The organism is Symmachiella macrocystis, assembly GCF_007860075.1.
Taxonomy (GTDB): Bacteria; Planctomycetota; Planctomycetia; order Planctomycetales; family Planctomycetaceae; genus Symmachiella; species Symmachiella macrocystis.
Genome location: NZ_SJPP01000002.1, coordinates 1,181,614 through 1,194,675, shown reverse-complemented (window position 1 = coordinate 1,194,675; position 13,062 = coordinate 1,181,614). Strand labels below are relative to the sequence as shown.

Annotated in this window: 11 protein-coding genes; 6 read left to right on the top strand and 5 right to left on the bottom strand. The window is 55.0% G+C overall.

Annotated elements, in window-relative coordinates; all coding sequences use genetic code 11:
* Window positions 1–14 precede the first annotated feature (14 nt).
* Complete coding sequence (locus CA54_RS22730; RefSeq protein ID WP_146373252.1) at window positions 15–1,697, top strand: hypothetical protein; 1,683 nt, start codon at window positions 15–17, stop codon at window positions 1,695–1,697.
* A 166-nt stretch (window positions 1,698–1,863) separates the two neighbouring features.
* Here the strand turns inward: CA54_RS22730 and CA54_RS22725 are convergent, their stop codons facing one another.
* On the bottom strand, window positions 1,864–2,301 hold the full coding sequence (locus CA54_RS22725) for a hypothetical protein (protein WP_146373251.1): 438 nt from the start codon (window positions 2,299–2,301) through the stop codon (window positions 1,864–1,866).
* Window positions 2,302–2,670: 369 nt separating this feature from the next.
* On the opposite strand from CA54_RS22725, the gene CA54_RS22720 reads away from it, so the two are divergent.
* A complete protein-coding gene (locus tag CA54_RS22720) occupies window positions 2,671–3,174 on the top strand; it encodes a YciE/YciF ferroxidase family protein (protein WP_146373250.1) in 504 nt (167 codons plus the stop codon).
* A 310-nt stretch (window positions 3,175–3,484) separates the two neighbouring features.
* Entirely contained in the window at window positions 3,485–4,900 is a 1,416-nt protein-coding gene (locus tag CA54_RS22715) for an OprO/OprP family phosphate-selective porin (RefSeq protein WP_146373249.1), read from the top strand.
* A 71-nt stretch (window positions 4,901–4,971) separates the two neighbouring features.
* On the opposite strand, the gene CA54_RS22710 is transcribed toward CA54_RS22715, so the two are convergent.
* Window positions 4,972–5,256: a hypothetical protein gene (locus CA54_RS22710; RefSeq protein ID WP_146373248.1), complete on the bottom strand. Its 285-nt coding sequence runs from the start codon at window positions 5,254–5,256 to the stop codon at window positions 4,972–4,974.
* Between the two features lie 245 nt (window positions 5,257–5,501).
* Here CA54_RS22710 and CA54_RS22705 point away from each other — a divergent pair, with 245 nt between their 5' ends.
* A complete protein-coding gene (locus CA54_RS22705; protein ID WP_146373247.1) occupies window positions 5,502–5,723 on the top strand; it encodes a hypothetical protein in 222 nt (73 codons plus the stop codon).
* 86 nt (window positions 5,724–5,809) lie between these two features.
* Here CA54_RS22705 and CA54_RS22700 read toward each other — a convergent pair whose 3' ends face one another.
* The 3 genes from CA54_RS22700 to CA54_RS22690 all read right to left on the bottom strand — a co-directional run bounded on the left by CA54_RS22700 (window position 5,810) and on the right by CA54_RS22690 (window position 10,739).
* Window positions 5,810–7,252 (bottom strand): protein kinase domain-containing protein, encoded by a 1,443-nt coding sequence (locus CA54_RS22700; protein ID WP_146373246.1) that lies wholly within the window; start codon window positions 7,250–7,252, stop codon window positions 5,810–5,812.
* Window positions 7,253–7,604: 352 nt separating this feature from the next.
* Window positions 7,605–8,363, bottom strand: a complete 759-nt coding sequence (locus CA54_RS22695; RefSeq protein ID WP_146373245.1) for a class I SAM-dependent methyltransferase — start codon at window positions 8,361–8,363, stop codon at window positions 7,605–7,607.
* A gap of 6 nt (window positions 8,364–8,369) precedes the next feature.
* A complete protein-coding gene (locus CA54_RS22690; RefSeq protein ID WP_146373244.1) occupies window positions 8,370–10,739 on the bottom strand; it encodes a hypothetical protein in 2,370 nt (789 codons plus the stop codon).
* Between the two features lie 176 nt (window positions 10,740–10,915).
* On the opposite strand from CA54_RS22690, the gene CA54_RS22685 reads away from it, so the two are divergent.
* Window positions 10,916–11,929 (top strand): NADP-dependent oxidoreductase, encoded by a 1,014-nt coding sequence (locus CA54_RS22685; protein WP_146373243.1) that lies wholly within the window; start codon window positions 10,916–10,918, stop codon window positions 11,927–11,929.
* Window positions 11,930–12,355: 426 nt separating this feature from the next.
* A complete protein-coding gene (locus CA54_RS22680) occupies window positions 12,356–12,937 on the top strand; it encodes a PEP-CTERM sorting domain-containing protein (protein WP_146373242.1) in 582 nt (193 codons plus the stop codon).
* Window positions 12,938–13,062 lie beyond the last annotated feature (125 nt).

Here is a 13,062-nt window from a genome sequence, read left to right as displayed (position 1 = left end):
CTCAGGAACGCGCTATGTCCATTCGATCCCTATTACGTTGCTGTGGCATCTGTCTCCTCATGGGCATGTCCGCTCATTGGGTTCAGGCGGCCGAAGACGAACCCGCTGCTGCTGCGACGGAAAAGAAAATCCCTGAGATTTCCGACGAACCAAAAACGATCGATCCTGCTACGCTGATGCCCAAAAAATTAGCGGCGCGGGCCACGGTCGATTTTTCTGATTCGTCACTGCGCGAGGTCCTGGATTGGTTGCGAGACGAACAAGGGCTAGTGGTGCTGTTGGAGAAGAACGCACTCGCGGAAAAAGGGATTTCCCTCAGCGAACCGCTATCGGATCAATTGGATGATGCCCCGATTTACTTGCTGCTCAATCGCTTACGGTCGCTGGGGCTGGACTGGTATTTCGAGAATGAGATTCTGCACATCACAACAGCGGAGATCGCTGAGGAACAGCTACAATTGCAGTCGTACAATATCGGCGACTTGTTGGATGCCGGTTATGATGAGGACAGCTTAAACGAAACAATTACGTCGTCGGTAGAGCCCGACAGTTGGGAGGAAGTGGGCGGCCAGGGTGTCTATCGAACCTTGGGCGATGTGGTCTTTGTCCGCCAAACCAACGACCTTCAACGTCAAGTGCAAGGGCTACTCGCTGGTCTCCGCAAGCACGGACGGCAAACCTTCACCTACGATCCTCCCGCTAATTTGGAACTGCAACAAAAACTAACGGAGAATGTCAGCGTCAATTTCGAAGACACACCGCTGGTGGTCGCCGTGGAAAAATTAGCAGCCGACGCGCAGGTCGATTTGCGGCTCGACAAAGCGGAATTGCGCGAAAAACGCATTCGCGACCGGGAGCCAGTGACGCTGTCACTGAACGATCGCGATCTGGCGACCGTCTTGCGGGCGATGTTGTTGGATTTGAAATTGACCTGGGTCCTCGAAGACGGCGTGCTATGGATCACCAGCACCGAAAAGGCGGATAGCATTTCCAAGACGGCCATTTATGACGTGCGGGATTTGTGCCGCGACGGCAGTGAGTCCGATTCATTGGCCGATGCGATTACATCGCAAGCACAGCCCGATGCGTGGGCCGAAGTCGGCGGACCGGGACAGTTGAGTTTTCCACAGCCGGGAACCATGGTGATCTACGCCCAGGACCAGTTGCATCAAGATGCGCTTCGATTACTAGAAACATACCGGACAGCTTTGCGATCCTCGAAACCGCGTGAGATCGAAGCCGTCGATCAACAGGAAGTCGTCACGGTCTACTACCGGTTGCATACTGGGATGGCTAGTAGCCTTGCGGGGACGCTTCCCGTTTTAGTAGACCCCAACTCCTGGAAGCAAAATGATCCCCAGGATGCGCCAGGACAAATTCTGTTGGTTGATTCTTCGCCCGACGTCGAGTCATCGCAAGGAAAAACGTCCTATGCCGCTGCTGGCAAAGCGAGCGATCCAGTGCGCGTTGCCGTCACTTCGCGGGCCGTGTTAATCATACGCCAGACGCGGGAGAACCAAAAAAAGATCGCTGAAGTCATTAATCGAGTCCGTACCGGTGATCCAATCGGAGTCGATACGCAGCAGACCGGGTTCGGCGGAGGCGGTGGTGGTTTCGGCAGCGGATATTTCTCTACGACCCCCGACACGACACCAAATATGGTACCCAAGTCTTTGCCAACAAAATCGCAAAAATAGCGACAGTCGAAAGAGTAATTCGGTTCACCAAGGTTCGATGCACTCTCGTGCGGGCGAGATGGACGGGGGACATCATCTACGCACAACCTGACAGCGCGGCTCAGCAGGAGCTTCGCCCTCTCGGGATGCTGAACGGCGGTTGTTTATGTAATTTGTAGCTCCGCTGTTAGGTGGAAAATCCGCCATGCTCCGCCGGCAGATTCTCAGCATTCTCAAACAGCTCCCGCACCGAGGGGCGGTTGAGCACGATCAGCGCGAAGACGCCCAGGACCGTGCCAAAGGGCATGAACATACAGGCGACTCCTGAGACCACCACGCAGAACATCCAGTGCGTTCGCTTGGAGATGAATCGGCCTGTGAGAAATATGCAAATCGTTGCCGCCCACCCCAGCGTGAAAAATAATCCACCGATGCCGGCGAATAAATACCCTAGAAATGCCGGCGGTTCCTCGCCTTGAGGTTCGGGAAAGCCTTCGGGATTCACGATCAGCATGATCCCGATCACCAAGTGGATGAGCGGCATACAAGCAAAAAGTCCCGTGATCGCTGCGACGATGTAGAAAAAGATGGCCAGCAGGTTCAGATGTTCTGCATCTTGTTGCATGGGGGCTCCGAGCGCAGCTTGGGTTCTTGATTAGGAATCCGTCCGTCGTACCGATGCGATTGATCTTACGCACCCGCTGTTCATTCTGGCAACGGAATTCTCTGGAAGATTGCGGTTGCAGCGCGATCATGTTGGTCGTCCGTCATTCAGAAATATAGGTCCAGCAGGGCTGTATTCATGTGCGGAGAGGACGCCGTTTCGTATCCGGTGGCAGTTGGCAAACATCGTCGCGACTGCGAATTGTGTAGGAAATATCATTTCAGCTGCAATGCCGCTGGGGTTTGCCAAAAAATATAGAGGATTGGCACGCGCTGTGCCTTAAGGGAATGCTAGGTACAAGCATCCCCATTTAGAAAAGGATCCAGAATCATGAATCTCGACTCACTGCAAAAACTGTATGTCATGGAATTAAAAGATCTGCACAGTGCCGAACGCCAGTTGTTGTCGGCCATTCCCAAAATGGTGGAAGCCGCGCACGACAAGGACTTGAAGGCCGCATTCTCAAGTCATTTGGATGAAACCCGCACACACGTTCAGCGTTTGGAATCAATCTTTGAAAACCTGGACTATGAGCCGGGCGGTCACAAGTGCGCAGCCATGGAAGGGTTGATCAAAGAAGGCGAAGATTTGCTCAACGGCAATGTCGACTCGCAGGTTCTCGATGCCGCTTTGGTCGCTGCCGCGCAGCGCATCGAGCATTACGAAATCGCCGGCTACGGCACAGCCCGCGCCTATGCGGAAAAATTGGGTGAAAAAGATGCGGCCGATCTGCTGCAGGAAACGTTGAATGAAGAAGGGCACGCCAACCAGTCGCTGACGCGTCTCGCCGAACGGAGCTTAAACTTCCTGGCGATGACTGCCGCTTCCCATTGATCGGCTCAGATCCGACAGGGTAGTCGCGGTTGCTGCACTCTTGGCGGCTATCGATTGAAACCACGACATGCGGGCCACGCGATGTCCATTGGGCCGGCGGCGGAGAACAGGGGTGTTCCCGCTGTCGGGCCATCTCGTTTTGCACTCTCTGAACGAGAAAGTCGGCAATTCGGACCGGATAATTGTCTCATTGTTTTTGAGACAGCCTTTACGATGTAGCGGAGAGTGTAAGCCGTCTTGACGGGCAACGCAGCCCGACATAAAGTTCCGGCCCACTCTCTCATTCTTCTCTCCGGTCGGATACTAAGCTATGCGTGGACGCTGCGTAATCAGCGCGATAGCCGTCGTAGTCGTAGTCGTATTCGCGTGCGCGCTAGCCTGCGATGCGGCAGAGCCCGCCGAACCGGCGACAACCAACACCGACACGGTTGTACCCGTGGCCTATGAGAGCAGCGAAGAGCCATGGTCGACCGAAGGCCAGGGAAATGGAGAGTTCGGTCAAAACCACCGGAGATTGGTTGCCGAATTTGAAGATGGCGTCGTTCTCAAAACCGACGACGACGAATTCGAGTTGGCGATCCGCATTATGGAGCAGACCGACTTCAAATACTTTTCGCCCCGCGATCAAATGCCCGCACGGCCTGGCGTCTATATTCCCCGCTTCCGTGCCTACTTCGAGGGACACATCACGAGTAGCTATGGCTATGAATTGTCCTTGCAACGAAGCGTTGAAGGGGCGTTTGACATTTTGGACGCGAATATCAATTTTCAACCGTCCGAAGAATTTCAAATCAAAGTCGGCCGGTTCATCGTGCCGTATAGCTACGACTGGTATGACCATCTGGAGCAGTATTTTATCGCGCCCGAACGGGGCCTGTATCCGTTGAACTTTGGTTTGTCGCGCGAAGCAGGGGTAATGTTTTGGGGACGGATCAACGACGGCGAGGTGCAATATGCGCTGGGCGGTTTTTCCGGGCAATTGTCGGGACTGGCCGATACGAACACCACCCGCGACTTGGTCGGTTATTTGAATTTTCGGCCGTTTCGCAACACCGGTTCGATGATGTGGGAAAACCTAAATCTCGGTGGGTCTGCCGCGTATGGCGATCAAGCCTTCGCCGGCGAGCCATTGCCGCTGCGGACGTCGCTGCAGTCCTCGGAAAATGACGATGCCGCACAAGCAGCTTCGTCCGTGTTCTTAGAGTATGAAGACGATGTCGAAGTTTTAGGGAAACGCGAACAGGCGGCGCTGCATTTGGCTTGGTATTACGAGCAACTTTCCTTCGAATCCGAAGTTCAAGTCGGGCGTTTCGGATACGAAAAAGAGGATGTTGCGACGAACTTGCCTGTCGTCGGATATAACATTGCCCTGAGTTATTTTATCACCGGCGAGGAAGTCACCGGCCGCAAAATCGTCATCCCCAACCGCCCGTTCAATCCGGGATCAGGACAAACCGGACCGGGAGCCATCGAACCCTATGTCCGTTACAGCTATCTGCAACTCGGCGAGCAACTATTCGAAGACCAACTGGCCGACGGCAACGATTGGACCCGACAAATCTCAATGGTCGATCTGGGCTGGAACTGGTACCCCAACCGGTATGTGAAGTTTTACTTCGACTGGCAAGTCTCCATGTATGGCTCTCCGGTGGTGCTCAACGAAGAAAAAGACGAGCGGTCGAAAACCAATCAACTCTTCTGGCTACGAGCACAGGTTTTCTTTTAGACGCAGGGAAGATTTGACGGAAAGCGACACGGCGAGGCACTCTACATTTTTCCGTGCCTCGTTACTTGTGATTATTTCGTCGGCTTGCCATCGCGTCGCCAACCAAGTCGCTCGCGCCAGGCATAACGTATAAACGCCCACAGACCGGCATAGCGGTATTCGGCGTCGACGTAGTGCTGAATCACGTAAAACGTGAAGTAATAAAACCGGCAGGCGCACCAGACACAGATCGCAAGCAGGGCGGCGGTTTGTAGTGTAGGGTTGAAGGCCAGCAGCAACCCGGCCGACAGGACTGCGCCGACCAAAAACAGCAGGCCTTTCAGATAGATCAAGCGCGGATTCTTGAGGTCGCCCATGGTGTTGTCCTAGATGGGGGCTGTGATACGGGTTTGCCGGCAATATCCCCATTCTACGGCGGTTTTGCGGTGGTGTGCATCCCCAGTTATTCTCCGCAGGATATCAGTCTGTCGAATCGAACTTGCCAGGGGGTCAGTGGCCGGTTACGGTGGCAGTGAAGGTCACGCTAATCGTGGGGCCGAAACGGCGACTGAGAAACTTCGATTGATGCTGCCCGCAAAGTGGCGCAGGGAGAGAGAACGTAATGCATTTTGATGGCAACGACGCTCCGTTGCGATTAGCGGATGAAATCCGAAAAGAGATCAAACGGAGCCATAAAAACCTTTACCGTTTGGCACACGAAGCCAGAATGGACTACGCCAAACTGCGAGGCTTTATGGAGGGCGAGATCACAGTGCCGCGTTCATCGCTTTTGAAATTAGCCAGCAAGTTGGGGATGTCGTTGCAGCAAATCGGCAAAGGCTGAGCATCGCACAACATCGGATCCGCTTGCAGCCCGTTCTCAAGACGATACGCCGTCATTGCAATAGAAACTGGCCCAGTGGTCTGAGCTTAGTTTCGCATGGTGCGAGCGATTCGTGAAAAGACTACGGCGCCAATCCCAGCCAGCGCGACCAGAATCCCCGCCAGATAAAACGGCCATGCTCCCAGGCTCTTGTCATCTTTCTTGCTGTTGCGGATGGCATTGCTGGCTGCTTCGGCTTCTTGGCGGACTTGCGGTTCGGAATCGGTCTGGTAGACCTTGTCGAGTTCTCGCACAGCTGACGCCGCAGGAGCTCCTATTAGTCCCAGGGATTTCGCAGCGGCACGACGCACTTCCCGATTCGAATCTTCAGAGAGTGCGAGAGTCAACGCCTCGACGCTTCCCTCGGCCGAGGGACCGATTTCTCCGAGCGCTTTGGCTGCGGCAATGCGTACATCACTGTTGGAACTCTTGAGGGCTTCGACCCACAGCGCCCCCCCCTTGCCGGCAGATTGCGGCGTGTTGCTGGAGTAGCCACTCCAGAACAGAAATGCCATCAGCATCACCGCAACGACCGCCAACATCGTGCTCCAGGACGGGCGTGTTGCTCCTGGGCCGCTGAAACTGCGCTCGGACGTCCCCATCGCTTCTTGGACGGCTTGAGCGGCCTGCGTGTTGCGGATCGTGATGTCCCGCGTCGTTGCATCCAACGAGGTCGTTTGTGTCACTTGTTTCAACCGACGGGCAACATCAATGGCGCTCGGTGGACGATCCTCGACGCGTTTCTCCAACAGGTCGAGAATGATCTGCTCCAGCGCTGCCGGGCAATCCATCGCATTGGTGGAAACCGGTGGCGCGGGTTTCTCGAGGTGTTTTTGCAAGATTTCAGCAGGCGAATGTCCGCGAAACGGCGGCCGGCCGGCCATCATTTCGTACATCACGCAACCCATGGCATACAGGTCCGCACTGCCGGTGAGCGGCGGTTTGCCACGGATTTGTTCCGGCGACATATAATGAAACGTCCCCATGGTCTTGCCATGTTCCGTCAAACCAACATCGGAACGAGCACGTGCCAGACCAAAGTCGCTCAGCTTGAGCTTTCCCGTGTTAGTCAACAACAAGTTGCCCGGCTTGACGTCGCGGTGAATGAACCCATGTTCGTGTGCAAAGTACAACGCAGAGCACAATTGCAACGTGTATTCAATCACCTGCTCCCAAGGGAGCCGGCCCCGTTTTTTGAGCAATCGTTCCAGCGACCCGCCTTCGACGAGTTCCATGGCGTAGAAGTGCTGATCCCCTTCGCACTTTCCACCAAAGCAGTACACGATATTCGGGTGCTTAAGCTTTTTGAGCACCTCCAGTTCGCGTTCAAAGCGGGTGGCGATTTTTTTGTCCGCGGCAATCTCGGCGGGCAGAATTTTCACCGCCACTTCGCGGTCATTCTTGACGTACCGCGCCCGGTAGACGACACCCATGCCGCCTTGTCCGATTTTTTCTTTGAGTTCAAACGGCCACAGCCAGCGATTGTCCATCGCACCCGCTCAAAATTACAATCAAATTGATGTCGTTCTTCGCACGAACCGAAGCGAGCACGCACGAATGTCGGGAGCCGCAACGCATGTGAGAGCCTGCTACTAGTCTACTTCACAGTACTCGTACCGTGACATCAGAATCAATGTCTAAGCCCGACATAAAATACAATCCGCAGGTTTCAACCGCTGCCGATTGCCTTAAGGTATAGGAGTCCGTTGCAAAATCGTACGTCGAGTCAATCGTATTTGAATGCATTGATGCGTTGGCGGTTTTGCCTGACACTTCTGTTCGCGGTCGATAAAAAAATTCGGCCGGTGACTTAGTCGCGTTTGGTTGTGGCAAGGATGCCGATTATGCCGATTCTTGAATTGCTGCAAAACGCAGGCGGACATAGTCCACCGTCCATTGTCCCTGCACGTCGCACAGGGAGGCTTTGGCCGCATCCTGAATTTCCTGAAAGAAGGCGGCGTGCTCTTCCGTGGGGATCGGCGGCAAAAAGCTTTCGGCAAATGTTTCCAACCAATCGGTCAGTTCTCCAGGCAGCGGAGTAGGACGCGGAATCAGTTCGATGGACTGGACCTGAAACCCGGCCGCTTGCAGCTCGGCCTGGTATTCTTCCGGTGTAGGAAAGTACCACGGCCACAGCGTTTCCATATCAATCTCGCGACGGGTCAGCGCGGCTGAAAGTGCCATCTGCACTCGGTGGATATTCCCGGCGCCCCCGAACTCCCCCACAAAACGTCCTTGCGGTTTTAAGGCGCGGCGGACTCCCGCAATGACCTTGGCAGGACGTTTCATCCAATGCAGCGCCGCATTGCTGAAGACGGCGTCGAATTCATTGTCGAATGTCAAGTTGTGGCAGTCGACCACGTGAGCGTCCAAGCCACGTTCGCGCGCCGCCTCGATTTGATCCGCACTGGCATCGACACCCACAACGTTGCAACCCATCTCGGCGAGTTTTTGTGTCAACACGCCATCGCCGCACCCGAGGTCTAAAATGCGTTCTCCCGGCTGGGGCGCCAATAGTTCGACAACCGGCATCCCCAGCGCTGCCACAAACCCGGCGTTGCGAGCGTAACGTTGCGGGTCCCATTTCTGTTGTTGTGTCATCGTGTTCTATTCAGCATCTTCGAGAATGTAGCCGTGATAAAGTCCCATGTAGTAGGGCAACAAATAGACGGCGCCGTCGGCCAATATTCTGCCGCCGCTTCCGCCGTCCAATTCAAAGGGATTGTGATTCCAATGTTCCACGCGACGTTCGTCGATCGGTAGGCATTTGCCGTTGCGCAAATGTCCGGTGCCACGCGAGCGGAGAATATGTTTGCCCAACGGCACAATGTCGATACGGTGGCTATTCTTGTAGTTCCAATCGATGCGGTCTTGCGGGATCTGCTTCAGGGTGGTGATGGAATCGGTGATGACACTTTGCGGCGGAGACCAGAACCGTCGCCAACGCTCCGGGACATCGAAACGGGCGGCAAAGATGAAATTAAACAACGGATTGTTTTCAGGTTCTTCCAAACGCCAATAATCCCACAGCGAGCGCAGATACTTGCGCCGCAACGTTTCGTCGGTTTCATAATTCAGCAGCGTGTAATAACACATGAAGGCCATTTCATCGTCCGACTGGTTGCCCGACCCCGGACCGTTTTGCCATTTGGGAAATTCAACGTTCGTCGCATATCCGTGTTTCTCAATCAGGTCGTTGTACGCTTTGCGATATTTTTCGTCGCCGCCGCTGATGTGTTCGGCGACTATGAGGTAGGACAGAATGCTCAATGAGTTGAGTCCGCGGCCCATTGTCTGTTCGTAGTTTAATGTCTCTGGGTCGAAAAATGCCCAGCGGGTTGGTTTCCCATCATGGTCGATCATGCGAAAACCGTTGTCGATCAGGTGATCGGTCATCGGCAACACGATTTCGCGGACGCGCGCTTTCTCCTCGTCTGTTTCGGCGACCAAATCGTAATAACAGGCGTTGAAGAAGTAGTGGCCGTCCAACTCGTCGGAACTGGTATCGCATTTCCAATACCATTTGCCATCCGCGCTGGTTGGCCAACGGGGGCTGATGATTTTCCAATAGGGATCTTCGCGTTGTTTCTCGCGGTCCTTTTCCGGGGTGTAATGCTCGGCATTGGGATCTTCACCGGAGGTCGGCAAAATCGTTCGTGCGACAAAACCGGCCGGCGGCGGGTGCGAACTATCCCGCGTGACCACGGTCAAAAACCGCAACGCCTCAAACGTGTCCTTGGCCCGTTGTTTCGCTTGTGGGTCTTTCGTAGCAGCGTAAGCAAAGCATTCCCCCGCCCCATACATCGCCGTCCACAGGCCATCGTTGTCGCTATCCAGATTGCGGGCAGTGCTTTTGTCTCCGGCGACCTCCAAGCCGGCGCGGTCCACAAATCCGTAGGGGGTGCGGCGGTTGTATTTGTCGATTTCCTCTTCGAAGTACTTTGCTTTTTCGGCCAAGGTCACCGGACGTCGCTGAATCACGCCGGTTCCCGCTGAGGTCGCAAACCACGCATCGCCTTGCTGGTTCACGGCAATGCCGCGAACCATATCATCGGGCACCCAGCGTAAGCCTTGCCGGTAGGACCAATGCTCGCCGTCAAAACGAATGGCGCCGATTTTTGTGCCAAACCAAATCACACCCTCTTCGCCGGCTGCCGCTGTGGTGAAATCATTATACGGCAATCCATCTTCACCGGTGTAGAGCGTCCACGTCTCCCCATCCAGCACGCCCACGCCTTGCGGACTAGCGAACCACAACCGGTCCTGGCTATCGAACGCAACGCCGCGCACGTCATGCGGCGCCCAACTGCGATTGCCTGCGCGTGGAAACAGTTGCACCCAAGCTGAATCGTCACCACCTAGAAACAATCCCGCTTGCGCAGCCAAGGCGATCCGTCCGTCCGTTGCTCGGGCGATTTGACGAACGTCTGAATCATCGCCCAATAGCTTTTGCAATACATCATTGCGCACGAATTTACCGTCCCGCAAGTGGAACAATCCAGACGGTGTGCCGATACCAATCGAAGCTCCGCCGACAAGTGCCGGCGCCGCGCCCTCTGCCACAGCCTCAGGCGGAGCGTCGGCCAAGCGGTTGGCTGTCGTGCCGGTAACTTCGAATACACCGCTGTCGGCAATTGCTATGACACCATCGCCATGAGTCGCCACCTGTAATGCGGGACCCTTCAGACCTGTAACCGGTTCCCAGCTTTCACCCTTCCATCGCACCAGCCCAGCGCCCGTCGCCGCATAGACGCTGCCATCTTTGGCAACCGCCACACCGCGAACGTCATTGTCCGGGAGCCCCGAATCCTTGTTATAGAATTCGCGCTGTTCGGCATCGAATGCGCCGACCTTGACCCCCTCGATTGGTTTTGGTTCGCGCATTCGGCGGCGTTGCGCATGGGCCTCGCCGCTGGCGAATGAAAAACTAACTCCCGCAAGAATGATGCCTAGCAAAACTTGTTGACGAATGTGCATAGTGATATTTCTCTCTGGCGACGAATACGAATCGGCAGTGGGGATACAGGCGGAGCCGCCGACACTTTGACTTCGGCAGACCAAACGATTATCGTTGTGATCCAATTCACTATCATTGTTTCTTGCACGCGCCGCAACCGTCGCGACGCAAATTTCATCTCCTGCACGAGGGCATCATGTCACGTATTAACCGTCAAATTACCCTCGCAGCACGCCCCGCTGGCCGGCCTCAAGAGTCCGATTTTGCACTCGTTGAGACGCCGATTCCGGAACTGGAAGAGGGGCAATTCTTGATTCATACGACTTATCTATCAGTCGATCCCTACATGCGGGGACGGATGAACGACCGCAAGTCGTATGCCGAGCCGGTCAAGTTGGGTGACGTGATGGTCGGCGAAGCGGTTGGCAAGGTCGTCGAGTCCAAGCATCCCAAATACGACGAGGGAGACATCGTCGCCGGGAGCATCGGCTGGCAGGAGTATTGCGTCACCGACGGCACAGACATCCGCAAAGTCCGTACTGGAAATCAACCGGTTTCCGCAGCCTTGGGCGTGTTGGGCATGCCCGGCTTGACTGCCTATTTTGGATTGTTGGAAATCGCCGATCCTGCTGCGGGTGAAACCGTCGTCGTTTCCGGCGCAGCCGGGGCAGTGGGGTCCACAGCGGGGCAAATCGCCAAAATCCGCGGCTGCCGCGTGGTGGGCATCGCCGGAACGGATGAAAAGGTCGCCTATCTCACCGACGAGCTCGGTTTCGATGCGGCGTTCAACTACAAAACGACCAAGGACTACGTCGCCAAACTGGCCGAACTTTGCCCCGAGGGAATCGATGTCTATTTTGACAACGTCGGCGGCCCAATCACCGATGCCGTCTTTCCGTTGATCAACAAACACGCGCGGGTTTCTGTCTGCGGACAAATATCGCAATACAACGCCACCAAGATGGAACAAGGTCCGCGGTTGTTGTGGAAGCTGATCGAGAAACAGGCCCGCGTGGAGGGCTTTCTGGTCTTTCAGTTCATCGACAAATTCCGGACTGCGATGGTGGACTTAGCGCATTGGGTCGAAGAAGGGCAAATGAAGTACCGCGAAAACATCGAGGACGGTTTGGAAAACGCTCCCAAGATTTTCCTGGGCCTGTTCGACGGCGACAACATCGGCAAACAACTCGTACGCGTCAGCCCGGAGTGAGCCTCTGCGGCGCAGCGAATGTCGATTTTCGCAGCCACTGGTTCACCCAACGCGGCTAGGCTGCAACTAAGCTTTTGAAAACTATTAGCCACAGAGGCCACAGCGTTCACAGAGAAAAAACTAAAACTGCGATGACCGCTCATTACAGTTTTCTCTGTGTCCTCTGTGCTCTCTGTGGCTAATGCCTTATCTGCGAATGCCATGTGCCTAATCAAACGGCCCTTCCTTTGATTTTGTCCTTGCAAACGCCGCTTTAATGACGACCGGCATGGCCGCTGAAATCGTTATGATTTGTACATTTGGCTAAGGGAATCGGAGATTTACGCTGCGCGGATGAGATGAATCTTGTGTGTGGTTCTTGGTCGTGCATGATGAAATTGCAGGCTTAGTAGCAACAAGATTCCACCACATCGAAGGCAGTTGACAATGAAATTGCGCAGTGTCGGTTTTAGCGGATTGATTTTGTTTATGGCGGTGCTCGGCCCCACCGTAGCTCAAGCGGGCTTGGTTTCGTATACGGCGGACGTCTCGGACGGCCCCGGATACAATCGGCCGATGAATGGCAACCCGCCGACATCGCAATCAGGCTTTGCTACGAACAACTTTTTCGATGCCCAGCCGTTCTACGTGGACCTCACCGGCCAGTATCGCATGGAGGTCGTCGCCCATCTGTCTGGCAGCAGAGATTCGTATTTGATCCTCTATGAAAACTCGTTTGATCCCGCGAATCCGCTCGGAAATGCGCTCGAAGCCGATGATGATGGCGCAGGGTTTCCTTTTTCAAGAATTGATCGCATCCTGACGGCGGGAACCAACTACATCCTGGTGACGTCGACGTTTAGTAACAACGTTCTAGCGAGCTACACCAACGAAATCGAAGGGCAAGGCAATATTAACTTTGGAAGCACCAGTGCCGTCCCCGAACCGAGCAGCGTTGTGCTGCTGGGCATCGGTGGCATCGCCCTGGCCGGTTGCGGCTGGCGGCGCAAACGGCGCGCTGCTGCGTAATCAATTGAATTGCAAAGAATTTAAACCGTCGACGCCCGCGCGTCGGCGGTTTTTTTGTTGTATTGAAGGCTGCTCGCCCGCGGCGCAAAGTCCATGTCTGCCAACTCGGAATGTCAGAACACCAC